The sequence below is a fragment of the Arthrobacter castelli DSM 16402 genome (assembly GCF_000430705.1).
In the GTDB taxonomy this organism is placed as follows: Bacteria; Actinomycetota; Actinomycetes; order Actinomycetales; family Micrococcaceae; genus Arthrobacter_C; species Arthrobacter_C castelli.
Genome location: NZ_AUMN01000007.1, coordinates 1 through 26059, shown reverse-complemented (window position 1 = coordinate 26059; position 26059 = coordinate 1). Strand labels below are relative to the sequence as shown.

Sequence of the window (26059 nt, the reverse complement as noted above, 5' to 3'; positions counted from 1 at the left end):
ACCCGAGGGAGTCCGTTCGTTGCGAGCAGTTCGCGCGGTGACGAGTCGACAGGGCCCCGAGCAGCCAGTAAGTGCCGGTACGACGGCGGGTGGCCACTAAGTGCCCGTATCACGGTCCGCAGATGGCAGTTAGTGACTATTCGCGGCGGGGTGAGCCCCTTATGCGGCAGTTAGTGACAATTCCAGATGGGGCAGGTCCCCTCACGGGCAGTCACCGCCTGCCCGTGGCGAGGCTACGACCCTTCGGTGGGCACCATGGTGGCGTAGCGCGGGAACGTGTCGTCCAGCACCGGCAGGGTGAGGTCTTCGGAAGCTCCGCTGATTTCGAAAGTCACGAGCGACATGGCCCCCGGCTTCGCCCCGGCGGGCTCGATGATCTCCGGCGGTGCATCGTTGTCGATGAAGTATGAGCCATTGGCGGGCACAGTCAGCTCGGTGGTTCCGCCGTCGGGCCCTTCCATGGTCAGCTGAACCTTCTGGTCGGAGTTGTTATACACCGCTCCGGTGATCCGTCCGGGCTGGTCGGCGCCGGCTGCCACAATCAACATATTGCGCAACTGCAGCGGACCGACTTTGCCGTTGACTCCATCCGAGGCGGCGTACTCAATGGTTGTCGCTTGCTTGGTCACGTAGCCGCATCCGGTCACGGAGAGCGTGGCGACGGCGGCAATAGTGGCCAGCGCCGCTGGGCGCGTCCGGCTGTTGGCGGTGAATCTCACGGCGCGAACTCCTCGGTAAGGCATCAAGAGTGAACAGAACTCAGTGACAAGCCTATCGTCAAACAGGGCTCGATGTTGCCTTCAACGGGACGTGCCAGTGACGTGAGTTGCATCAAATCCCCGATTCGTCAAGGCCTGCGCGGTATCCAGTTTCGTGGTCATGGCCCCTCTGACCTGCGCAAACACGCGGAAGCAGGCCCTCCGGGCGTGGTAAGATGGTCTGCGGGAAAGGGGTTTATCCACATGGTTTTTGAGGTCGGCGAGACGGTTGTATACCCTCACCACGGTGCAGCGAAAATTGAAGAGATCAAAATGCGCACCATCCGAGGCGAAGAGAAGATGTATCTCAAGCTCAAGGTTGCCCAGGGCGACCTGACGATTGAGGTACCGGCAGACAACGTGGACCTCGTCGGAGTGCGGGACGTGGTCAATAAGGACGGCCTCGAGCACGTATTCGACGTCCTGCGTGCAGAGTTCACCGAAGAGCCGACCAACTGGTCGCGCCGCTACAAGGCGAACCTGGAAAAACTGGCTTCCGGCGACGTGATCAAGGTTGCCGAAGTTGTCCGTGACCTGTGGCGTCGGGATCACGATCGCGGCCTGTCCGCCGGCGAGAAGCGGATGCTGGCCAAGGCGCGGCAGATCCTGATTTCCGAGCTCGCGCTGGCGGAAAAGACGGACGAGGACAAGGCCGCGAGTGTCCTCGACGAGGTGCTCGCCGGGTAGGTGCAAACCGGAGTCATCATAGTCGCCGCCGGTTCCGGCGAGCGCCTGGGATACGGCATACCCAAGGCACAGGTTCCCTTGGCCGGGGAGCCGATCCTTGCCTACGCCCTGCGCGGGGTGATCGCTTCGGGGATTGCCGACGCCATCTGCGTTGCGGTGCCCCGCCACGACGAAACCCTGCGGCAAGTATGCGGCGAGGTCTCCGAGGCAATGGCGGCCGATGGAACCGACTGTCCACCTGTATTGGCGATCGACGGCGGGACGAGCCGTACCGATTCCGTGCGCGAGGCGCTCGCAACACTGCAGGGCGTTGACGCGGTCTTGGTCCATGATGCTGCCCGGGCGCTGGCTCCGCCCGAGGTGTTCCAGCGGGTGGCGACTGCCCTGGCCCACGGCGGCGAGGCGGTGATCCCGGTGCGGGAGATGACAGACACCGTCAAGATGGTCGAGCATTCCGACAACGCCGCGATCGCGCAGGACATGGTTCGTGAAACACCTGACCGTACACGACTGCGCGTGGTGCAGACACCACAGGGCTTCACTCTCCAGGCGCTGACCCGCGCCCACGCTGCCGCGGACCTTTTCGACGACCAGCAGGCCGCGGCCGTGACCGACGACGCGATGCTGGTCGAGTCGATGGGGATTCCCGTTTATGCGGTGCCCGGCTCTGACTTGTCGCTGAAAATCACCACGGAGACGGACCTGGTGCTGGCCGAAGCACTGCTGCAAAAATACGGCAGTTGAGAATGAAAGGCCGCGACATGATCATGAGCAAACCCCCGGTGCCCCGGACCGGAATCGGCGTCGACGTGCACGCCTATGCGGACGAACCCCGACAGTTGCACCTGGGCGGCTTGCTCTTCGACGGCGAGCGTGGCCTGGCCGGCCATTCGGATGCTGATCCGGTGGCCCACGCCGCAGCGGATGCGTTGTTCTCCGCAGCCGGCGTCGGGGACTTGGGCACGCACTTCGGGACGGACCGTCCGGAATTCGCCAATGCCTCCGGCACCGAACTGCTCGGCGAAGCGGTGCGAATCGTGGGTGAGGCGGGTTTCGACGTCGGCAATGTCGCCGTGCAGCTGATCGCCAACCGGCCCAAGTTCGGACCCCGCCGTGCCGACTCCGAGGCGGTGCTGAGCGCGGCTGCCGGGGCACCGGTGAGCGTCTCCGCCACCACCACCGACGGCCTCGGGCTCACCGGGCGGGGCGAGGGCGTGGCGGCTATCGCCACGGCTCTGGTGCTCCAGCGTTCGGGCCAGGAGTAATTCGCGGCCTTCCAGGTACAAAGGCGCCGAATCGGCTCCAAAGTACTCCCGGCCCGTGCATCCTGGACCGGGTCGGCCGGTGCCTTGCAGCCCCGGCATCCGCCGGTATTGGGACTGGTCCCGCCGCGTCCAGTAATCTAGTGCGGTGAGCCTGAGATTCTACGACACCAAAACCGCAGCAGTGCGTGACTTTGCGCCCCTTCGCGAGGGACAGGCCGGACTGTACTATTGCGGGGCCACGGTGCAGGGCGAGCCGCACGTGGGACACATCCGTTCCGCCATCGCCTTCGACCAGCTCGGCCGGTGGCTCACGTACAGCGGCTACGACGTGACAGTGATCCGCAACGTCACCGACATCGACGACAAGATCCTGACCAAGTCCGCCGCATCCCACCGGCCCGGCGCCGGTGAAGACCCGGCGGTGATCCAGGACGAGCCGTGGTGGGCGCTGGCGTTCCGTTTCGAGCAGGCCTTCGACGACGCCTATGCATTGCTCGGCGTCGCCAAGCCCACCTACGAACCGCGTGCCACCGGCCACATTCCCGAAATGCACCGGCTCATTGCGCGGCTGATCGAGGCCGGCCACGCCTATCCGGCCCTGGACGGTTCCGGCGACGTCTATTTCGACGTCCGGTCCTGGGAGCGGTACGGGGAACTGACCCGTCAGCACATCGACGACATGCAGCCTGCCGGTGACGCCGGATTGCAAGGCAAGAAAGACCCCCGCGACTTCGCACTGTGGAAGGGGCACAAGGACGGCGAACCGGCCACGGCGGCCTGGTCGAGCCCCTGGGGCGCGGGACGTCCGGGCTGGCACCTGGAATGCTCGGCGATGGCCACCAAGTACCTGGGCAGCTCCTTCGACATTCACGGCGGGGGACTGGACCTGCGGTTTCCTCATCACGAGAACGAAATGGCCCAGTCGGCCGCCGCGGGCGACGGGTTCGCCAACTTCTGGATGCACAACGGAATGGTCACCTACCAGGGCGACAAGATGTCCAAGTCGGTGGGCAACGTCGTCACCCCGGCCGAAATGTTGTCGATGGCCAGCCCGCTTGTGGTCCGTTACTACCTCGGCCAGGCCCAGTACCGCTCCGCCCTCGACTACAACCCGGGCTCACTGCCGGAGGCGACTGCCGCCGTCGAACGCATCGAAGGGTTCATGCAGCGCGCGACGTCGGTGACCGGCGGTGGTTCCGACGACGCCGGCACCGGTGGGCAGGTCCCGACGGCGTTCGCCGAGGCCATGGACGATGACCTGAATGTGCCGCAGGCGCTGGCCGTCATCCACGAGACCGTCCGCCGCGGCAACAGCGCACTGGATGCCAGGGACAACGAGGCTGCCCGTGCCGCCTTGGACCAGGTCACCGCGATGACCGACGTGCTGTTCATCAACCCGCTGCACCCGCACTGGAACACCTCGGGCGGCGACTCCGCGCCGCAGCAGGCGCTCGAGGCGCTGGTGCAGGGCCAGCTGCGGGACCGTGCCGAGGCCCGCGGCAACAAAGACTACGCCCGGGCCGATGCCATCCGCGACGCATTGACCGCCGCCGGCATCATCCTCGAAGATACGGCAGACGGCGTCCACTGGACGCTGCGTGCACGGCAGGACCGTGCGGCCGGCGGCGTACCCTTCGGGAAAGAAGCCGGCAAAAAAGCCGTCCAAGAAGCCACCCGAGAACAAGAAGCCAGCCAAGGAGCCAATCATGGCCAATAAGTCGAGGCCGGGCGCCGTCCGCAAGAACAAGAAGGGCCCCACCACAGGTACCGGCGGCCACGGCAAGAAGGCACTGCAGGGCAAGGGGCCCACGCCGAAGGCGGAGGACCGGCCGTATCACAAGGCCCATAAGCAGAAGGCGGCCAACGAGCGCCAGGACGCCAAGAGCAGCGGCGGGGCCGCCAACCGTTCCGCGTCCCGCGGCTCAAGCGGCCGGGCGAAACCATCAGTGGAAATGGTCACCGGACGCAACTCCGTGGTGGAGGCGCTGCGCGCCGGCGTCCCTGCCAAGGCCCTCCACGTTGCAGTGCGGATCGAAACCGACGACCGGGTGCGCGAGGCCCTCAAGCTCGCCGCCGAACAGGGCATCGGGTTGCTTGAAGTCCATAAACCCGAACTGGACCGGATGACCGGCGATGCAATTCACCAGGGCCTGGCGCTGCAGATTCCACCGTACGACTACCCGGACGCGGTGGACCTGATGCAGCAGACGGTCGCCAAGTGGAAGAAGGGGCACATCAGGAACGCCCCGCTGTTCGTCGCCCTCGACGGGATCACCGACCCGCGCAATCTGGGCGCGATCATCCGTTCCGTATCAGCCTTCAGCGGCCACGGCGTGCTGGTTCCCGAGCGCCGCTCGGTGGGGATGACGGCGTCGGCCTGGAAGACCAGCGCCGGAGCCGCGGTGCGCGTCCCCGTGGCCAAGGCGGGCAATTTGAACCGCACCTTGGAAGCTGCGAAGAAGCAGGGGATTTTTGTGCTCGGGCTGGACGGTGACGGCGATGTGTCACTGCCGGACCTGGATTCGGCCACCGAGCCGGTGTGCCTCGTTGTCGGCTCCGAAGGCAAGGGGCTGTCCCGGCTGACCCGGCAGACCTGCGACCAGATCGTCTCCATCCCGATCGACTCGTCCATGGAGTCGTTGAACGCGTCGATGGCCGTCGGCGTCAGCCTCTACGAGATTTCCCGGCGCCGCTCGGGCCGCCGGTAATCATCGCCGTCGACTGCGCGGCTTCCGGCGCCGCAAGTATCCGAGTATGCGAGCAGCAGAGTAGCAGAGTACCTGTGAACCCGAGTATCCGATGACACATCCGGTGCATAGAACTGCTGCAGCAAGCCAGCCGTCACGGTCGTTTCCGCTGGGAATCAGCCACGCCGAAGGTGCCGCCAACGTGGCTGTCCACGCCCCCGGGGTCGACGAACTCGAGCTGCATTTCGCCCCGCCCGGCGGGCCCTGGCAGTCGACGCTGCTCACCGGCTACACCGAGGGCGTCCACCATGAGCTGGTGCCGGAACTGGTGCCGGGGTCGCGTTACGGCTTCCGGGACCGGCAGCACACGGATATCCGTGCCATGGTCTCCGGCGAGCATCAGCTGTTGCTCGACCCCTACGGAAGGGCCATCGACGACGACGCCGGCCGCCTCACCTCGGTATGGGCCGCGGACGGATTCGACTGGGGGGAGGACTCCCAGCTGCACACCCCGTGGCGGGACACCATCATCTACGAGGCCCACGTCAAGGGCCAGACGATGCTGCACCCGGACATTCCCGAGGAGCTGCGCGGCACCTATGCGGGCATGGCCCATCCGGCGATGACCGGGCATTTGCGTGCCCTTGGGGTGACCGCCGTCGAGTTGCTGCCGGTGCACTACCACCTCGACGAACCGCACCTGCAGGACCTGGGGCTGAGCAACTATTGGGGCTACAACACCATCGGATTCTTCGCCCCGCATACGGCCTATGCCACCCGGGAGGCTCAGCAGGCCGGGCCGCAGGCGGTGCTGGACGAGTTCAAAGGGATGGTCAAGCTGCTCCACGACGCCGGGCTGGAGGTGATCCTCGACGTCGTCTACAACCACACGGCCGAAGGGGACCAAGGCGGCAGCCCGATCAGCTTCCGCGGTCTGGGGGAGCAGCAGTATTACCGGCACGACGACGACGGCACTTACCTGGACACCACCGGCTGTGGCAACACGGTCGACTTCAGCGAGCCGCGGGTCGTCCAGCTCGCGTTGGATTCGCTGCGCTACTGGGTCGAGGAATTCCACATTGACGGGTTCCGCTTCGACCTGGCCGTGACCATGGGCCGCGACGGCGACAACCGGTTCACCCCGCAGCACCCGTTTCTGGTCGCGGCGGCCGCCGACCAGACGCTGCGCGGGATCAAGCTGATCGCCGAACCGTGGGACCTGGGCCCAGGCGGATGGCAGACCGGCCACTTCCCGCCCGGATGGGCAGACTGGAACGACAGATTCCGCGACACCGTGCGCGACTTCTGGGTGGCCGGGGCCGGAGCTATCGACGACGGCGGGCACCAGGGTTCCCTCGGAGCGCTGGCCGCTGCTCTCGCCGGGTCGGCAGACGTCTTCGCCCCGTCCGGGCGCTACGCGCTGTCATCGATTAATTACGTGACAGCCCACGACGGGTTCACGCTGGCGGACCTGGTCTCCTACAACCACAAGCACAACGAGCCCAACGGGGAAGACAACCGTGACGGCACTGAGGACAACCGCAGCTACAACCACGGCTTCGAGGGACAGACCCTCAATGGCGCGATCCTCGACCGGAGGGCGCTGACCAGCCGGAATGTAATGACCACGCTGATGCTCTCGCTCGGAGTGCCTATGATGACGGCCGGAGACGAATTCGGCCGCACCCAATGGGGCAACAACAACGCCTACTGCCAGGACAACGAGTTGGCCTGGCTGAATTGGAACCTCGACGAGCGGGCACGGCGGCAGCTGGAAACCACGCAGGCGCTGACCAAACTGCGCCGCCAGTTCCTCGAACATCAGCCGCACAACTACCTCGCCCGCCAGGACAGCTCCTATCTGTTGTGGTTCTCCGCCGCCGGAGAACCGATGACCATCAACGAGTGGACGGACCCGGCCACCCGGGTGCTCCAATTACTGCTTGGCTCACCCGAGGGCGTGCTGGACGGACTGATGGTGATCAATGGCGGCGGCGAGCCTGCGCATGTGGTGCTGCCCACCTCGGAGGCACTGCACGCAGCCGGCATGGACGGGGCCGGATCCCGCCACTACGTGCTGCGGTTCAGCACCTCCGACGACGACGCGTCGCCGCCACGCCGCGAAAACCCCGCACGCAGCGACGACCCCGCCCGCAGCGACGACCCCGCCCGCAGCGACGACCCCGCCCGCAACGGCGGCACGACCGACGTCGTCGTCCCCGCCTTGTCCATCCACGTCTACCGCGCCGAATAGCCTGATGCTCTGTGCTGCACGGCGCCCGTTAAGGCCGAAACGCGGGTACGGACGCCTACTCAGGAGTACGATCGGAACCATCCCGGTGAACGGGAGCAAAAGAGAGGACCTCAATCAAGCATGACGGACCCTGCCAGTGAATATGCCGACGAAGATGCGCCGTTAGGGCTCGGCATAGCCGAATTGTCGTATCTGCTGTCACGATTCGACAGCGCCTCGGCCCGCAAGTCGGTCGAAATGCTGCACGTCAACGAGGACTATCTCTCCCCGCTGGTCACCGCCGTCGGAGCGTCGAGCCTGCTGGCCAGGGGGCTGCTGCACGTCAATGGCGATGAAGTGGAACCAACGGAGGCGCTGAGCCTGGTCAACTACATTATGGCGGCGTCCACCCGGTGGATCGAATTGGGGTTCGTGGGGGAGGACGACGTCGACGGGGGCCTGCTGCTGCAGGCCCCCGAAGCATCAATGTTCCTGCAGCCGCTTGCCCTGGGGGCGTGGCAGGTGCTCGTCAAGGACCGCAGCACGTCCGATATGAGAACCCTGCGCTCGCTGGTCGATGCGCATTTCGAGTCCAATCCGCACGGCGCCGTCCACTTCGGTTCAACGACGTTTGAGTCGGTGCAGACATTGTCTGTGAGGTGTGAGGACGGCCAGTGGAGGGTCGGGCTGGGCGCCGGCGGCGAACGGCGGGATACAGCCGGCGGGCCGGACATCACGTCCGAGGAACTCGACCGGAAACTGGTCGAGCTGCTGTCCAACTAAGCTTATGAAGAACGACGCCGACGACGGCGGGTCGGCCCGCCCGGGTCAGGCTTCGGCGACCAGGCCGAGCTCGGCCTTGGACGCCAGTCCCTCGTGCGAGGGGAAGATCCGGACGGTGTAGCCGAACGCGCCGGGCTGGCCGATCGTGATGTCCGCGGTATACGAGTAGCGGCCGGACCCCAGGTCCTGTGACACTGCCATCGGCTGCAACGTGGCGTCGGCCAGTTCATCCGAGCCGGAGAGCCTGCCATAGGCGGCCTCCACGCACACGTCCTCCGGGGCCAGTCCGCCCAGGTCCACGTACCCGGTGACGGTCATGGTGTCGCCGATCCGTGGCGAATCGTCCACTCCGGCGGAGTCGACGTGCTCAACCACCACCGAGTCCCAGCAGGCCCTGACCCGGTCGGCGTAGGAGGCCAGTTCCCGCGCGGCTCCATAGTCCGCGGCCCGGATGCCGCGGTCCGCCGCGCCGGCGGGACGATACAGCGTCTGCACATACTCGGCCACCATGCGTTCGGCGGAGACGGCCGGTCCCAGCGTGGCGAGCGTGTGCTTAATCATCGCCGCCCATTCGGCGGGTACGGTCCCGGAACCGGTGCCGCCGGGGCCATAGAACGTCGGGGCAACGGTATGTTCCAGCAGGTCGTACAGCGCCGCGGACTCCACATCGTCGCGGTGCTCGGCTTCCGGGCCGGTCAAGGGCCGGCCCGCGTCCGCACTGCTGCGGTCCGCGGTCGGGATCGCCCAGCCATTGTCGCCGTCGTACATCTCGTCCCACCAGCCGTCGAGCACCGACAGGTTCAGTCCACCATTGATGGCGGCCTTCATCCCGGAGGTTCCGCAGGCTTCCAACGGGCGGAGCGGATTATTCAGCCACACGTCACAGCCCGGGAACAGGGTGCGGGCCATGGCGATGTCGTAGTTGGGCAAAAAGACGATCCGGTGCCGGACTTCGGGATCGTCGGTGAACCGGACCAGGTCCTGGATCATCCGCTTGCCTTCTTCGTCGGCCGGATGCGACTTGCCGGCGATCACCAGCTGGATCGGGTGCGTGGGATGCAGCAGCAGCGCCTTGAGACGCTGAGGATCACGCAGCATCAGCGTCAGCCGTTTATAGGTGGGAACCCGCCGGGCGAAGCCGATGGTGAGTACATCCGGGTCCAGCACCGAGTCCGTCCACGACAGCTCCGCGTCCGTCAGGCCGCGTTCCTTCCAGGCCGCGCGCACCCGCCGTCGTACGTCCTCAATCAGTTGGCTGCGCAGGTTGCGGCGCAGCTGCCAGATGGTGGCGTCGTCGACGTCGTGGGCGCGCGTCCACTCCGGATCCAGGATGGAGGCCGCGCCGAACTGTTCTTTCGCCAGCTGGGCGATCTGCGGGTCCACCCACGTCGGGACATGGACCCCGTTGGTGATGGAGCCGATGGGTACCTCTGCCTGGTCGAAGCCCGGCCACAAGCCGGCGAACATTGACCGGGAGACCTCCCCATGCAGTTTCGCCACCCCATTGGCGCGCTGGGCCAGCCGCAGGCCCATCACCGCCATGTTGAACACGGACGGGTCTCCGCCCTCGTACGATTCATGTCCCAGGGCCAGGATGGAGTCCACGGGAACACCGGGGGCCAGGCCCGCATTGAAGAAGTGTGCGATCTGGTCGCGTTCAAACCGGTCGATGCCGGCCGGAACCGGGGTGTGCGTGGTGAAAACCGTACCGGCGCGGGTGGCCATCAGGGCTTCATCCCAGGACAGCGGCTCAGGGGCATGCATCAGCTCGCGGATCCGCTCCACGCCGAGGAAACCGGCGTGGCCTTCATTAGTGTGGAAGACCTCCGGAGCCGGTGTGCCGGTCAGCCGTTCGAAGATGCGCAGCGCCTTCACCCCGCCCATGCCCAGCAGCAGTTCCTGCTGCAGCCGGTGCTCGCCGCCGCCGCCGTACAACCGGTCGGTGACGCCCCGGGCGGCCTGGTCGTTGTCCGGCACGTTGGAATCGAGCAGCAGCAGCGGGACACGGCCGACGTCGGCGCGCCAGACGCGAGCCAGCAGTTGCCGGCCGTCGGGCAGCGGAAGCTGGACCTGCGCCGGTGTCCCGTCGGATTCGCGCAACAGGCTCAGCGGCACCTCATCGCGGTGGAGCACCGGATAGGACTCCTGCTGCCAGGCATCGCGGGAGAGCCATTGGCGGAAGTAGCCGGATTGGTAGAGCAGGCCGACGCCGATCAGCGGCACTCCCAGATCCGAGGCTGCCTTGAGGTGGTCGCCGGCCAGGATGCCAAGACCGCCGGAGTACTGCGGCAGCGCCGAGGTGATCCCGAATTCGGGAGAGAAGTAGGCGATGGAGGCCGGGGCATCAGAGCCCAGGGACTGATACCACTTCGGCTCCGCAAGATAGTTGTCCAGGTCGGCACCCAGCTGCTGCACCCGCGACACCACGTCCGGGTCGGCGGCCAGCTGCTGCAATCGTTCGGCGCTGATGATGCCCAGGAACGACGCCGGGTCCCGGCGGCTCTGCTGCCACAGCTGCGGGTCGAGCTCCTCGAACAGCCGTAGCGTGCGCTGGTGCCACGACCACCGCAGGTTGGCTGCCAGCCGGCCCAGGGGTTCCAGAGCGTCGGGAAGTACGGTACGGACGCTGAATCTACGGATTGCCTTCACAGCGGCTAGATTAGCGCAGTTCGCGCATCCGGGCACACAACGGATAAAAAGGGCTCTTGTGACGTATCCGTGGGTGGTTCCGGGCGTCTGAAGGAGCTGCACGCCGCCCCCCGTTAGGTTCTGGGCCTGAGAAGATTCACCCCCGTCAGTGACGTCGCCTGACGAGACTGCTCCGATGTTGAACGGGAGTCAACGAGTAGCCGCGGAACTTATCGTCCCCGACGTTGTTGCAGGTGGGGGGTTAGGCATGACCTCGGCATTTGCCGCTGGCCTGTCCGCCAGAGTATTCTGTGACTGATTGATCAGACAATGATTGGATTGGTGTGGCGAGGCGAGCGGATCAGGAGCGGATCGCGCAGAAGCGGGAGCAGATCGCAGCCCAGGCGGGCCGGCTGTTCGCAGCACAGGGCTATGAGCGCACGAGCGTGGCGGAGATCGCAACAGCCGTAGGCATCAGTCCGGCCAGCGTCTTCTACTACTTCAACGACAAGGCGGCACTGTTCCGGGCGGTCTTCGAGCGCGACCTGCCCGCCGCGGAGGCCTTGATAGCCCGGCATGCCGACGCTAAGGAACCGGTATCGGCGATTCTCGATGTTCTTGGCGAGCTGGCGAAGGATGCCATCGATCCCGGCGCTTCTGGGATGCTCGTCGAGCTGCTGCGCCGTGCCGAGCATGACCCCGACTTGATTGCGGTAGTCGGGCGCACCTCAGAGGTGGTGCGCGACGGCCTGGCAGTGCTGATCGTGCGAGGAATCGACGACGGTGACATCGATCCCGCCCTGGATCCGATCCAGACGGCGACATGGTTGCAGGCCATCGTGGATGCCACCTATCTCAACGCCCGCCCTGGCTACTCGCCGCTGCCCGAACTGCGGCGCACCGCCATGGGTTATCTGACGACGTTTCCGTCGCAAGGAGTGGACCACCGTGACTGAGAATCATGTCGCCATCGCGATTCCGACCAGATGGATCGTGGGTGTTCGCATCGCAGGGGCGGTGCTGGGATTCGGGGCAGCGTTCGTCATCGGCCCGATCGTGAACTGGCTGCTCGGCCTGGCCGGCGATGCTCCCGGCCCGCTGCGCCTGGCCGCCGGACTGCCCCTGATGTGGGCAATTCCTGCGCTGACCATCGCCGGACTGGGGCTCGGCTTCTGGATCACGCGAGAGTGGCAGAAGGAGAACGGCATCATTACCGTCTCGCCCGACGGCGTGACCGTGCAGCGAGGCGGGGCCGGCAGCCATGTCGCCCGTGATCGGATCGACGAGGTCTTCAGCGATGGCCGAGACCTGATCCTGGTCGACGAGCACACGAACGAGCTGCTGCGTGCCAAGACCGACAAGATGCTCCTCCCCCGGCTGCGTCAGGCATTCGTAGGATTCGGCTACCACTGGCAAGGGACCACCGACCCTCACGAACACGCCTTCGAGACGTGGGTCGACGGCAACGGCCAGCTGAGCGACCGAGTACAGGACCTGTTGCGTGCCAGACAGCGTGCTCTTGCCGACAAGCGATCCGGAGCGGCCGAGGACGCCCGCGACGACCTTCGCGACCTCGGCATCGTCGTGCGCGACCGCAACGACGCCCAGCAGTACCGGGTCGTGCCCGACCAAAGGTGATGTTCACGAGAATGCCACCAGCTTGGTCGCTGACGCCGCCGCCCTCCTGAACCTCGAATCTTACGGCCGCACCCGCAGTCACGGACCTGCCAGCGAGGGCGGCGACCGGCCCTACTGGTACCGGGAGCCGATCCAAGAACTGTAGACAGGAGAATGGCATGCAGAATGCCACTCTATGGCGTTGCCTGCTCGGACTCGAACGCAGTGTGGTCGAGGACGTCGAGTTCGACGAGGACGAGCAGGCGTTGATCGCCGAAGTGCGGCCTCGCAAGGGCGCAAGGCGACGGTGCGGGCGCTGCCGGAGGCCGGCCGGATGGTACGACCACGGGGAGGGCCGCCGCCGGTGGCGGGGGTTGGACCTGGGCACCATTGCGGTGTGGCTGGAGGCCGACGCACCACGTGTGCAGTGCCCCGACCATGGGGTGGTGGTCGCGCACGTGCCCTGGGCGCGGCACGGTGCGGGGCACACCCACGCGTTCGATGAGCAGGTGGCGTGGCTGGCGACCAAGTGCTCGAAGTCCGCGGCGTGTGAACTGATGCGGATCGCCTGGCGCACCGTGGGCTCGATCATCACCCGCGTGTGGGCCGATGTCGAGGCCGTCCATGACCGGTTCGCAAACCTCTCGCGGATCGGGATCGATGAGATCTCGTACAAGAAGGGCCATCGCTACTTGACCGTGGTGGTCGACCACGACACTGGCCGGTTGGTGTGGGCCGCGCCCGGGCGGGACAAGGCCACCCTGCGCAGGTTCTTCGACGCCCTTGAAGAGTCCGGGCAGGTAGCAGGTGAGGACCGGTGCGGGGCCATCACTCACGTCTCGGCCGATGGAGCGGACTGGATCAGCGATGTGGTCGCCGAGCGGTGCGGCAACGCCGTGCGGTGTGCCGATCCCTTCCACATCGTCAAGTGGGCTACCGAGGCCCTCGATGAGGTCCGCCGCGATGCGTGGAACACCGCACGGGGCGCGGTCGGACGGCGTAAGGCCAGTCGCTCGCGGGGCACGGCGAAGCTGCTCAAAAACTCTCGGTACGCGCTATGGAAGAACCCCTCGAACCTCACCGAAAAGCAGCAGGCGAAGCTGGACTGGATCGTCAAGACCGACCCGGGGCTGCACCGCGCGTACCTACTCAAGGAGGGTCTGCGGCTGATCTTCCAGCTACCCTACGAGGAAGCCGTCGCGGCCCTGAGCCGGTGGATCGGTTGGGCCCGCCGCTGCCGGATCCCGGCGTTCGTGACACTGCAGCGCAGGATCGTGCGGCACCGCCACTCGATCCTCGCCGCGATCGAACATGGCCTGTCCAACGGACGCATCGAATCGGTCAACACCAAGGTCCGACTGATCACCCGGATGGCCTTTGGCTTCGCCACCCCCGACGCCCTGATCGCCCTCGCGATGCTCAACCTTGGCGGCCATCGACCTGAACTTCCCGGCCGGTCATGACCCACGGATCAGTCAGGAGAGCCATAAAAAGGAAAGGGGTGAGGGAACATAATGCGTGTTTCCCTCACCCCAAATACACCTAATGCTGCTGTGAGAATCGATGATTCGTATTCAGTAGGAACCGATCACTGCTTGTCGTACCCTGAGTCACTTCGCGGCTTGGAGTCGGGTTCCCTTCTGCCTCTATGAAAGGCAGCTTCAACCATCCGATAGATGACGAACAAGCCAATCATGAGAAAGATGGCCATCAGGCCGAAGGAACCTATGGCTTCTCCGAAGGTCGGGACTAGAGGATTTTCCGTCACACCCATCCACATGACACTACACCAGGTCCATTCGTAACGAGTCGGAGGACTCCGCTCCGGGTGCTGTGTTCCCAGCCAAAGATGGATCGCGTCACCGTTACGGTAGTCCGGAAGTGGCCCCGTCCGCCGGAAACGTAATGCCTTTTGTCGGAGTTTGATATTGACACACCGGGCTCATAGGAGTGGAGAACACGGAAGTATGCGCGGTGTGTGTCAAGTACGCGACCGCGCCCAGTTGTATATTTCCCGGTAAGACGGACTTTGGTAACGCTGATACCGGCGAAGAGGAACTCTTGGTCGCACGTTGCCGTAACCCGATAGGTCGCCGCCAGAGTGGAGGTGCCACTCAGGCTGCTAAACCTTGTCGGAGTGACATGGCAGTTCGATTGCCGCATACTAACGCCGCTGCCAGGCCGTTCTGCAGCAAAGAGGACCCTCTCGTTCTTGAGAATGCCCTCAAGCTTTTGACGTTCCTTACCTGAGAGAGCATCGAAGGCTTCGAGGGATTCTGCGGCGTCAGCATCACCGTTCATTGCCGCATCCTTGATGTTCGCGCGGAGCATCGAAGTTGCATCTTTCGTATTCACGTGAGTTTCGGTCGCTGTGCTCGCTAGAGCTGTAGCAGGGGACGAAAGGCCCGCCAGACTAATGGTCGCGACACTCACCACAGCACATGTCTTCCCAAATTTTCTCAAGAGCAATTCTTTATTTCCCTAACCAATCATCTACTTTACACAGTCGTTCAGGAAATGTTTTGCCAACGTTCGGCGGACATGTAATGACAGATGCTTTTGGCCCGCCGCGCCCTTCGCATTGCGGCACAAGGCCGAACCATGAACCTCGGATTGGCGGCTCTTCCCGGTTCGTGGGGAACGGCGTGTTGAGGTGAGTGTCATGCCGCTCCGAAAAGCTTCAATGAAGTCACGCGGCCATAATCGTTCCAGTTGGGTAGATGCCTTGGTAGCGTTCTGGATCGGGCCAAGCGGAACTATGTTGATCGCGGCTCACCGGCAGAGCCACGAACCGCACCGGCCTGCGTGAGGCGTTGGCGGTCTGCCGGGCCGGTGGTACCTTCGTCGTCACCCTACTGGGCCCTCTGGTCGGCTCCGAGCGGGGCGCCCATGAAATCCCTGACGTCCTCGACGACCGGGAAATAAGGCTGCGGGGCGCAGCATTTTTGAAATGGCCGAACTATTCGCTGTGAGCCGGCCGACAATCTACCGCACCATCGAACGGGAACAGCGCAAAGCGGTCAGTGCAAGCGATTCCTGACTGGATCTGGGCAGTCGGCTTCTGGCGGTGCCACCGCCTCCTGAACTGACGCCGGGGCGTCCGAGAGGGTGCGGAGCATGAATTCCGCCGCCGATGTTTTCACATACCCTATGCACCCTTAGCAATCTGCCCGGAATGTCGCTAACGTCTAGGGTGTGACCACTTCCAAGGTGATACCTGCATCGGAATCGTCGACATCGGAACTGCGGACCGGCCGTATCCCGATCACCAAGGTCCAGCCTGTCATTGAGGGCGGTGCGTTCAGCGCCAAGGCCATTCCCGGACAGAATATGGAAGTGTCCGCAACCGTCTTCCGCGAGGGACATGACCGTCTCGGGGTCACTGCGGTGTTGTACGGCCCTGACGGGGAGGAACGGCAGCGCACCCGGCTGGTCGAGCGGCTCCCCGGAACCGACAGCTGGACCGGGCGGCTCACGCCTGCAGCCACCGGCGACTGGTCGTTTGCCATTGAAGGATGGGCGGATCTGTACGGCACCTGGCAGCACAATGCCGAGGTCAAGCTCGACGCCGGCGTCGACGTCGAGCTCATGCTGGCCGAAGGCGCGGCGCTGCTTCAGGTCGCCTCCGCCGATGAACACCGCGAACCGGCCGACCGGGACACCATTGCCGCCGCGGCCGCCGCGCTCGCCGACGGGGCGCTGACGGTGGCCGAACGCCTGGACGCCGGGACCAGCGCAGCGGTGCTGGCCGCCGTCGAACGCCAACCCATCCGCGACCTGGTGACCTCCAGCGCCCGGTATCCCATCCGGGTGGAACGCCCCGCGGCGGGCCGCGGCTCCTGGTATGAATTCTTTCCCCGCTCCATCGGAGCAGTGCAGGACCCCGCGACGCTCGAATGGACTTCCGGGACCTTCGCCACTGCGTCACGGCGGCTCGACGACATCGCCGCCATGGGGTTCGACGTCGTCTACCTGCCACCGGTGCATCCGATCGGCCGCACACACCGGAAGGGGCCGAACAACGCGCTCAATGCCGCCGAACGTGATCCGGGCTCGCCGTGGGCGATTGGTTCGCCCGACGGCGGCCATGACGCCATCCATCCGGATCTGGGCAGCTTCGAGGATTTCGATGCATTCGTCGCCCGGGCGGAAGAATTGGGAATGGAGGTCGCCCTCGACCTGGCACTGCAGGCCTCGCCGGACCACCCGTGGGTGACGTCCCACCCCGAATGGTTCACCACCCGGGTGGACGGCACCATCGCCTACGCCGAGAACCCGCCGAAGAAATACCAGGACATCTATCCGATCAATTTCGACAATGACCCCGATGGGCTCAGCGCCGAGGTGCTCAGGATCGTGCGGTTGTGGGCCAACCACGGCGTGAAAATCTTCCGGGTGGACAACCCCCACACCAAGCCCGTCTGGTTCTGGGAGTGGCTGATCGCCGAAGTCAGTGCCTTCGACCCGGACGTGGTGTTCCTCGCCGAGGCGTTCACCCGCCCGCCGATGATGCACCAGCTGGCCAAGGTCGGCTTCCAGCAGTCCTACGGCTACTTCACCTGGCGCAACACCAAGCAGGAATTGGAGGAGTACTTCACCGAGGTCAGCCATGAAACCTCGGGGTTCTTCCGGCCCAACTTCTTCGTCAACACCCCGGACATCCTGACAGAGTACCTCCAGTTCGGCGGTCCGCCCGCGTTCAAGATCCGGGCGGTGCTGGCCGCCATGTCCAGCCCGCTGTGGGGGGTCTATTCGGGCTACGAACTGTTCGAGCATGTGGCCCGGCCCGGCTCGGAGGAATACATCGACAACGAGAAGTTCGAATACCGGCCGCGTGATTACGCGGCCGCGATCGAGGAAGGCCGCTCGCTTGCGCCGTATCTGAAGCGGCTCAACGAGATCCGGCGGTTGCACCCGGCGCTGGGCGATCTGCAGAACATCACCATCCACAGTTCCACCGACGATGAGGTGCTGGTGTTCTCCAAGCACAAGGCCGTTCCCACGGCCCGCGGACCGGCCAAGGACACGATTATCGTCGTCGTCAATCTTGACCCCCACAGCACCCGCGAGTGCACGGTCAGCCTGGACCTGCAGGCGCTGCAGCTCGATCCGCAGGACCTGACGGCCGAGGGCACCTACCGGGTCGATGACCTGATCACCTCGGACGGATGGTTATGGGGCGCCGACAACTACGTCCGTCTCGATTCCCATGTTGAACCCGCACACATCCTGCACGTGAGGAGGCCGGTATGACGTTGGCCCCGCAGTTCCAGCTGCACGCGCCTGGACTGCAGCACGATCCGCACTGGTACCGCAAGGCGGTCTTCTACGAAGTGCTGGTCCGTGGCTTTGCCGACGCTAATGGGGACGGATCCGGCGACTTTTCCGGATTGATCGAGCGGCTCGATTACCTGCAATGGCTGGGGATCGATTGCCTGTGGGTGCCTCCGTTCTACGAGTCGCCGCTGCGCGACGGCGGCTACGACATCGCCGACTACTACTCGGTGCTGGACGAATTCGGGACCATCAGCGACTTCAAGCGGCTGGTATCCGAGGCCCACGCCCGCGGGCTGCGGGTCATCACCGACCTGCCCATCAACCACACCTCGGACAAACACGAGTGGTTCGAAGCCTCGCGCCATGAACCCGATGGCCCGTTTGGCGACTTCTACGTCTGGAGTGACACCGACGAGAAGTACGAGGACGCGCGGATCATTTTCGTCGACACCGAGGAGTCCAACTGGGCCTTCGATCCGGTGCGGCGGCAGTTTTATTGGCACCGGTTCTTCAGCCACCAGCCGGACCTCAATTTCGAGAATCCGGCGGTGCAGAAGGCCGTATTCGATGTCGCGCGGTTCTGGCTGGACCAGGGGATCGATGGCTTCCGTGCAGACGCCATTCCTTACCTCTTCGAAGAGGAGGACACCAACTGCGAGAACCTGCCGGCCACCCACGACTTCCTGAAGAGGCTGCGGGCCATGGTCGATCACGACTACCCGGGGCGGGTGATCATCGCCGAAGCGAACCAGATGCCCCACGAGGTGGTGGAATATTTCGGGGACGAGGACGGGCCCGAGTGCCACATGTGCTTCCACTTTCCAATCATGCCCCGGCTGTTCTATTCCATGCGCGACCAGAGCGCCGCCCCGATCATCCAGACGATGGCCGAAACCCCCACCATCCCCGAAGGCGCGCAGTGGGGGACGTTCCTGCGTAATCATGATGAGTTGACGCTGGAGATGGTGGCCACGGAAGAACGGGAGGCGATGCTCGGCTGGTACGCGCCCGATTCGCGGATGCGTGCCAACATCGGCATCCGCCGCCGGCTGGCTCCGTTGCTGGACAATTCCAGGGCCGAACTGGAGCTGATTCATTCGATGCTGTTGTCGATGCCCGGCAGTCCGTTCCTGTACTACGGGGACGAAATCGGAATGGGCGACAACATCTGGCTCGACGACCGCGACGCCGTGCGCACGCCGATGCAGTGGAACCCCGACCGGAACGCCGGGTTCTCGCAGGCCGATCCGGGCAAGCTGTACCTGCCGGTGGTGCAGTCGCTGGTGTATCACTACAACCACAGCAACGTGGAGGCCCAGCTGGCCCATTCCGGGTCGCTGCTGCACTGGATCCGGCAGATCCTGAGCATCCGCAAGGCCCATCCCGCATTCGGGCTGGGCAGTTACATTAACGTGGACGCCGACGCCGTCCCGGTGCTGGCTTTCCTGCGCGAACTGCCGTCCCGCAATGCAGCCGGCGAAGCGGCCGAGACCATTCTGTGCGTGTTCAATCTGTCGCAGAACCCTGTTTCGACCACGCTCGACGTGCCCGAATACGCCGGGCGCGGCCTGCGCGATTTGTTCGGCGGGACCCCGTTTCCGGCCATCGGAAGCGACGGACGGATCACCTTCACCATGGGAAGCCACGACTTCTTCTGGCTCCGCATCCGGACCGACCATTCCAACCCGGCCGAGCCCGAAACCACCACCATGCCGATCATCCAGCAGCCGGGAGGGACCGCGACGTGAAACCCATGACCCCCACGCTGCCCGAGTTGCTCCGCGGATGGCTGCCCGCCCAGCGCTGGTATCCCGCCAAGGGCGCCCCGGTCAGCCTGCGGAGGGTCGGCGGGATCCACTTGCACGACCCGGACGGGGCCGTGGGGCTCGAAGTGCATCTGGTGGCGGTGGACAGCGGGGAACGGGTGGACGTGATCAACGTGCCGCTCAGCTACCGCAGCGCGCCATTGGACGGGGCGGAAGCCGGACTGGTCGGCGAAACCGAGTACACCGTCGACGGGTCGGCGGCGCCGCGGTGGGTTTATGACGGCGCCTACGACCCGGTGTTCGTCACCGCGTGGCTGGAGATGATGCGCGGCGGCAGCACCACCGCCGACGGCCGGGCAACCGGCCACGCCGTCGAGCCCTTTGCCGGCAGCGCGCCGCGCAGCACCCCGGCGTCGATGCAGGTGCTCACCGGCGAACAATCCAACACGTCCGTCATCATCGACGACGGCGAACTGCCTTCCATCGTCAAGTTCTTCCGCGTGCTCGGGCCCGGTCCGAACCCGGACGTGGAGGTCGGCGCCGGGCTCACCTCGGCCGGATGCACCCAAGTGCCTGCCACCTACGGCTGGGTTTCCGGCTACTGGCATGACCCGGCGGGCGAATTCGTCGACGGGCGCCCCTCCGGCGCGCTGGTTGAAGGGCAGCTGAGCGTACTGCGCGAATTCATCGACGGCAGCGAGGACGCCTGGCGCCAGGCCTGCCGGGCGGCGTTGAACGGCGATGACTACACCGGCCAAGCCTTCGGGCTGGGACGGGCCACCGCCGGAGTGCACCTGAGCCTGTCCATGGCCTTTGGTACCAGGACCGCGACCGAGGCCGAACGGTCCCTGTTCATTGAAAGCATTGTCGACCGGATTGACTGGGCCTGGGCCGAGGCCGGGCCCGCTGTCGGCGAGGGGTATGCGGCGCTGCTGCAGGGCCACATCGACGCTTTGCGGAACGAGCAGCAGCTGCCCGATCTGCAGCGGATCCACGGCGACTACCACCTGGGACAGGTGCTGTACGCACCGCACCGGGGGTGGGCGGTGCTGGACTTCGAGGGCGAACCGCTGCGCACCGCCGCGGAACGGTCACAGGCCGATGTCCCGCTGCGCGACGTCGTCGGCATGCTCCGCTCTTTCGACTACGTTGCCGGGGTGGTGATGCACGGTGACAGCGGTGCCGCCTCTGGAGGCGGTCACGACGACGGCCGCCGACAGCGGGCGGAACAAGCACGGCACTGGGCCGCCGCCTGCAGCCGCGCGTTTATCGACGGGTACCAGCAGGAAACCGGCCGGAAACTGGAAACCAATTCCCCGTTGTTCGTAGCGTTGTGGCTGGACAAGGCCCTCTACGAAGTGGTGTACGAACGGCGTAACCGGCCCGACTGGCTGCCCGTCCCCGTGGCCGGCGTGCGCAAAGCGCTGGACGACCGGTCATCCGGTGCCGGCAGCTCAACCGCCGGCAGCTCAACAGACGGCCGTCCATCTGAGGGTGACCGGGAACTTTGAATGAAGAGGTGAAGCAGTGACTGAAAAGAACACCGGCACCGAGGCAATTGCGCCCGAGTCCGTCGCCGACGATGTGCTGGCGGCTGTCGGGGCGGGGCGGTTCCACGACCCTCACCGAGTGCTCGGCGCCCATTTGACCACGTCGGCCTCCGGCGTCGAATCAGTCACCTTCCGCACCATGAAGCGGCTGGCCAGGCAGGTCACTGTCGTGACGCCGTCGGCCCGTATCCCGCTGCAGCATGAGGCGCGGGGGATCTGGGTCGGTGCCTCGCGGCCGGAGGAGGCCGGCCACGTCCCCGACTACCGGCTGGAGGTGGCCTACGACGACGGCACTGAGCTGACCGTCGACGACCCGTACCGTTTCCTGCCCGCCATCGGCGAGATGGACATTCACCTGTTCAATGAAGGCAGGCACGAAACACTGTGGACGGCGCTGGGGGCGCACATCCGGCGGTATCCCTCGACTCTGGGGGAGATTTCCGGCGTCGGTTTCTCCGTCTGGGCCCCCAACGCCGAGGCCGTGCGGGTCAAGGGCGACTTCAACGATTGGGACGGGCTGACCCATGCGATGCGTTCGCTGGGCACGTCGGGGATCTGGGAACTGTTCATCCCCGGTGTCGAGGACGGCCACTGCTATAAGTACGAGATCCTGGGCAAGGACGGACAGTGGCGCGAAAAGGCCGATCCGATGGCCTACGGGACGGAGATTCCGCCGCAGACCGGGTCGAAGGTCATCGAATCAACCTATGAGTTCGTCGACCAGCAGTGGATGGAGGACCGTGCGGCGAAAGACCCGCACAACTCGCCGATGAGCGTCTACGAAGTTCATCTCGGTTCCTGGCGGCTGGACCTGAGCTACCGGCAATTGGCCGAGCAATTGGTCGAATACGTGCAGTGGCAGGGCTTCACCCACGTCGAATTGATGCCGGTTGCGGAACACCCGTTCGGCGGGTCCTGGGGATACCAAGTCACTTCGTACTATGCGCCGACCTCCCGCTTCGGCCATCCCGATGAGTTCCGCCACCTCGTCGACGCGTTGCACCAGGCGGGGATCGGCGTGCTGCTGGACTGGGTGCCGGCGCACTTTCCCAAGGACGAATTCGCGCTGGCCTGGTTTGACGGGCAACCGCTCTATGAACATCCCGATCCTTTGCTGGGCGAACATCCGGACTGGGGGACCCTGATTTTCGATTACGGCAGGTCGGAGGTGCGCAACTTCCTCGTCGCCAACGCGTTGTTCTGGCTGGAGGAGTTCCATATCGACGGGCTGCGCGTGGATGCCGTGGCCTCGATGCTCTACCTCGACTATTCGCGCGAAGGCGGCGACTGGCGCCCCAACAAGTACGGCGGGAACCACTATCTCGAAGCCATTGCCTTCCTGCAGGAAGTCAACGCCACGGCCTACCGACGTGCCCCTGGATCGGTGATGATTGCCGAAGAATCAACAGCGTTCGACGGCGTGACGCGGCCGACGTCGGAAGGCGGGCTTGGTTTCGGGCTGAAGTGGAACATGGGCTGGATGCACGACTCGCTCACGTACATGGCCGAGGACCCGATGAACCGGCAATACCACCACCATCAGGCGACCTTTTCGCTGGTGTATGCCTTCACCGAAAACTTCCTGCTGCCCATCAGCCACGACGAAGTGGTCCATGGCAAAGGCTCGCTGCTGCGCAAGATGCCCGGGGACCGGTGGAAACAGCTGGCCAATGTCCGCGCTTACCTCGCTTACCAGTGGGCGCATCCGGGAAAACAGCTGATCTTCATGGGCACCGAATTCGGCCAGGAAGCGGAATGGTCCGAGCAGCATGGCTTGGACTGGTGGCTGACCGAAGACCCGCAACATCGGGGAATGCAGCTGCTGGTGCGCTCCCTGAACGAGATCTACCGGCAGACCCCGGCGCTGTACGCCAGGGATAACGATCCGGCCGGCTTCTCATGGATCGACGCCAACGACGCCGGCCGGAACATCCTGTCCTTCACTCGCTGGGACAGCCAAGGCAACCCGCTGGTCTGCCTGGCCAACTTCGCCGGCAACCCGCATCAGGACTTCCGCCTGGCCCTGCCCTGGGCGGGAACCTGGCGGGAAGTGCTCAACACCGACGCCGGCGGGTTCGGCGGATCCGGCGTGGACAATGGCGGATCAGTGGTGGCCGAAGAGGGTGCCTACGGCGGCCAACCTGCTTCCGCCGCATTGACCGTTCCTCCCCTTGCAGTGCTGTACCTGAAGCCGGAGGGCCGAAGCAGCTGAGGCTGTGCAGCAGATCATAAAAACTGATTCCGCCAGTGCCTCCACTGCGGGCGCCGGATAGCAGCCCGTCCGCAGCCGGAATTCCGCGTCATGGCAGGGATGCAGCCGCTCCGGGGATGCCGCGGGAGAGCCGCTGGCGACGGTTTGTGTCCACCCATCGCTGGTGGTAATGTTTATATCCGCGCTGATCGATGAAGACAGTTCGGGACAGGCCCTCATGCAGGGTCGTGGTTCAGGTTTGAGGCATACGCCGGACAAACGGAGAACCAGCCGATTTGACTTCAACAGTCAGCGTGGGTAAATTAGAAAAGTTGCTTCGGAGCGAAACGGGAAAGAAAAAGACCCGCTGAAACCGAATGCTCTTGTTGTTTGAGAACTCAATAGTGTGTCATGTTTGTTGATACCAATTTTTTATTTGGTTGATTTGCTGCCGGCTGCACGCACCCCGTGTGTGGTTGGTGGTTTTTTAGCTGGTTTCAAATTTTTGTTGATGCATGGGCTTTTTTGGTTTGTGTGTTGATGTTTGTTTTTTAACGGAGAGTTTGATCCTGGCTCAGGATGAACGCTGGCGGCGTGCTTAACACATGCAAGTCGGACGATGAAGCGGTGCTTGCACCGTGGATTAGTGGCGAACGGGTGAGTAACACGTGAGTAACCTGCCCTTGACTTCAGGATAAGCCCGGGAAACTGGGTCTAATACTGGATATGACTGCCGGTCGCATGGCCTGGTGGTGGAAAGCTTGATGCGGTTTTGGATGGACTCGCGGCCTATCAGCTGGTTGGTGGGGTAATGGCTTACCAAGGCGACGACGGGTAGCCGGCCTGAGAGGGTGACCGGTCACACTGGGACTGAGACACGGCCCAGACTCCTACGGGAGGCAGCAGTGGGGAATCTTGCACAATGGGCGAAAGCCTGATGCAGCGACGCCGCGTGAGGGATGAATGCCTTCGGGTTGTAAACCTCTTTCAGTAGGGAAGAAGCCGCCTTTTGGTGGTGACGGTACTTGCAGAAGAAGCGCCGGCTAACTACGTGCCAGCAGCCGCGGTAATACGTAGGGCGCAAGCGTTATCCGGAATTATTGGGCGTAAAGAGCTCGTAGGCGGTTTGTCACGTCTGCTGTGAAAGCCCGGGGCTTAACTCCGGGTGTGCAGTGGGTACGGGCAGACTGGAGTGCAGTAGGGGAGACTGGAATTCCTGGTGTAGCGGTGAAATGCGCAGATATCAGGAGGAACACCGATGGCGAAGGCAGGTCTCTGGGCTGTTACTGACGCTGAGGAGCGAAAGCATGGGGAGCGAACAGGATTAGATACCCTGGTAGTCCATGCCGTAAACGTTGGGCACTAGGTGTGGGGGACATTCCACGTTTTCCGCGCCGTAGCTAACGCATTAAGTGCCCCGCCTGGGGAGTACGGCCGCAAGGCTAAAACTCAAAGGAATTGACGGGGGCCCGCACAAGCGGCGGAGCATGCGGATTAATTCGATGCAACGCGAAGAACCTTACCAAGGCTTGACATGGACCGGTTTGGGCTGGAAACAGTCTTTCCCTTCGGGGCTGGTTCACAGGTGGTGCATGGTTGTCGTCAGCTCGTGTCGTGAGATGTTGGGTTAAGTCCCGCAACGAGCGCAACCCTCGTTCCATGTTGCCAGCACGTTGTGGTGGGGACTCATGGGAGACTGCCGGGGTCAACTCGGAGGAAGGTGGGGATGACGTCAAATCATCATGCCCCTTATGTCTTGGGCTTCACGCATGCTACAATGGCCGGTACAATGGGTTGCGATACTGTGAGGTGGAGCTAATCCCAAAAAGTCGGTCTCAGTTCGGATCGTGGTCTGCAACTCGACCACGTGAAGTCGGAGTCGCTAGTAATCGCAGATCAGCAACGCTGCGGTGAATACGTTCCCGGGCCTTGTACACACCGCCCGTCAAGTCACGAAAGTTGGTAACACCCGAAGCCGGTGGCCTAACCCCGTTTGGGGAGGGAGCCGTCGAAGGTGGGACTGGCGATTGGGACTAAGTCGTAACAAGGTAGCCGTACCGGAAGGTGCGGCTGGATCACCTCCTTTCTAAGGAGCACCTGCAACTGGTTCGCACTGCCTGATGGTGGTGTGGGTGGTTGCCAGGAGTAATACTCATTGCGGGCACTTGTGTTGTCCGGTGGGTGGCTCATGGGTGGAATATCAATGAATTGTGGCATTGCTGCTGGTTTGTCGGCTGTTAGTACGGCATTGTCCTTCCTTTGTGGTGGGGTGGTGTTGGGAATGTGGTTGTTCATCTGGTGGTGGTGTCCATGGCACACTGTTGGGTCCTGAGGCAACAGGAGCCCGCATGGTTTCGTCGTCTGCTGTTGTGCGGTTGGCGGGTGTGTGGTGTTTGGTTGTTTCTGGTTTGTCCCGGCATCCTGGTGCGGCCCCCTGTGTGGGGTTGTGTTCGGGGTGTGTGGGGTTGTTGTTTGGGAACTACATAGTGGACGCGAGCATCTGGTGCTGCGTGATGTTTTCGGCCTCTGCCTGTTTGGGTGGGGGTTGTGTGTTGCGTGGTGCCTTGTAGCAATGTTTTTGTTTCGAGTTGAAACGTCATGACTGCAGTTTTTTGTG

At 64.1% G+C, this 26059-nt stretch carries 14 protein-coding genes, 1 rRNA gene and 1 pseudogene; 14 read left to right on the top strand and 2 right to left on the bottom strand.

Features of this window, described 5'->3' with window-relative positions:
- Positions 1 to 233: 233 nt before the first annotated feature.
- Complete coding sequence (locus H535_RS24475; RefSeq protein WP_081416557.1) at positions 234 to 719, bottom strand: hypothetical protein; 486 nt, start codon at positions 717 to 719, stop codon at positions 234 to 236.
- Positions 720 to 962: 243 nt separating this feature from the next.
- Between H535_RS24475 and H535_RS0109215 the strand changes: the two genes are divergently transcribed.
- From H535_RS0109215 to H535_RS0109185, 7 genes are all read left to right on the top strand, one after another.
- Positions 963 to 1445, top strand: coding sequence for a CarD family transcriptional regulator (locus H535_RS0109215; RefSeq protein ID WP_026819322.1), 483 nt, complete (start codon positions 963 to 965; stop codon positions 1443 to 1445).
- Positions 1446 to 2189 (top strand): 2-C-methyl-D-erythritol 4-phosphate cytidylyltransferase, encoded by a 744-nt coding sequence (gene ispD / locus H535_RS0109210; RefSeq protein ID WP_026819321.1) that lies wholly within the window; start codon positions 1446 to 1448, stop codon positions 2187 to 2189.
- 23 nt (positions 2190 to 2212) lie between these two features.
- Entirely contained in the window at positions 2213 to 2710 is a 498-nt protein-coding gene (gene ispF, locus H535_RS0109205; protein ID WP_026819320.1) for a 2-C-methyl-D-erythritol 2,4-cyclodiphosphate synthase, read from the top strand.
- Between the two features lie 145 nt (positions 2711 to 2855).
- On the top strand, positions 2856 to 4427 hold the full coding sequence (gene cysS, locus H535_RS24470) for a cysteine--tRNA ligase (protein WP_081416556.1): 1572 nt from the start codon (positions 2856 to 2858) through the stop codon (positions 4425 to 4427).
- Entirely contained in the window at positions 4417 to 5418 is a 1002-nt protein-coding gene (gene rlmB / locus H535_RS0109195) for a 23S rRNA (guanosine(2251)-2'-O)-methyltransferase RlmB (protein ID WP_026819319.1), read from the top strand. Before cysS ends, rlmB begins: the two co-directional genes overlap by 11 nt.
- 91 nt (positions 5419 to 5509) lie before the next feature.
- Positions 5510 to 7651 (top strand): glycogen debranching protein GlgX, encoded by a 2142-nt coding sequence (glgX, locus tag H535_RS0109190; RefSeq protein WP_026819318.1) that lies wholly within the window; start codon positions 5510 to 5512, stop codon positions 7649 to 7651.
- 120 nt (positions 7652 to 7771) lie between these two features.
- Positions 7772 to 8413: a hypothetical protein gene (locus tag H535_RS0109185; RefSeq protein WP_026819317.1), complete on the top strand. Its 642-nt coding sequence runs from the start codon at positions 7772 to 7774 to the stop codon at positions 8411 to 8413.
- Between the two features lie 45 nt (positions 8414 to 8458).
- Here H535_RS0109185 and glgP read toward each other — a convergent pair whose 3' ends face one another.
- Positions 8459 to 11062 (bottom strand): alpha-glucan family phosphorylase, encoded by a 2604-nt coding sequence (glgP, locus tag H535_RS0109180; RefSeq protein ID WP_026819316.1) that lies wholly within the window; start codon positions 11060 to 11062, stop codon positions 8459 to 8461.
- A gap of 323 nt (positions 11063 to 11385) precedes the next feature.
- Here glgP and H535_RS0109175 point away from each other — a divergent pair, with 323 nt between their 5' ends.
- From H535_RS0109175 to H535_RS0109130, 7 genes and pseudogenes are all read left to right on the top strand, one after another.
- Complete coding sequence (locus H535_RS0109175; protein WP_026819315.1) at positions 11386 to 11997, top strand: TetR/AcrR family transcriptional regulator; 612 nt, start codon at positions 11386 to 11388, stop codon at positions 11995 to 11997.
- Positions 11990 to 12679, top strand: a complete 690-nt coding sequence (locus H535_RS0109170) for a YqeB family protein (RefSeq protein ID WP_026819314.1) — start codon at positions 11990 to 11992, stop codon at positions 12677 to 12679. Before H535_RS0109175 ends, H535_RS0109170 begins: the two co-directional genes overlap by 8 nt.
- 158 nt (positions 12680 to 12837) lie before the next feature.
- Positions 12838 to 14121, top strand: a complete 1284-nt coding sequence (locus tag H535_RS0109160) for an ISL3 family transposase (protein WP_026819313.1) — start codon at positions 12838 to 12840, stop codon at positions 14119 to 14121.
- Between the two features lie 1732 nt (positions 14122 to 15853).
- Positions 15854 to 17911 (top strand): alpha-1,4-glucan--maltose-1-phosphate maltosyltransferase, encoded by a 2058-nt coding sequence (locus H535_RS0109145; protein ID WP_245580245.1) that lies wholly within the window; start codon positions 15854 to 15856, stop codon positions 17909 to 17911.
- Positions 17908 to 19683 (top strand): maltose alpha-D-glucosyltransferase, encoded by a 1776-nt coding sequence (treS, locus tag H535_RS0109140; protein WP_026819310.1) that lies wholly within the window; start codon positions 17908 to 17910, stop codon positions 19681 to 19683. Before H535_RS0109145 ends, treS begins: the two co-directional genes overlap by 4 nt.
- A 5-nt stretch (positions 19684 to 19688) precedes the next feature.
- A pseudogene (gene glgB / locus H535_RS24465) lies at positions 19689 to 23463 on the top strand (1,4-alpha-glucan branching protein GlgB).
- Positions 23464 to 23993: 530 nt separating this feature from the next.
- Positions 23994 to 25528 (top strand): 16S ribosomal RNA (locus H535_RS0109130).
- The last annotated feature ends 531 nt before the right edge of the window (positions 25529 to 26059 follow it).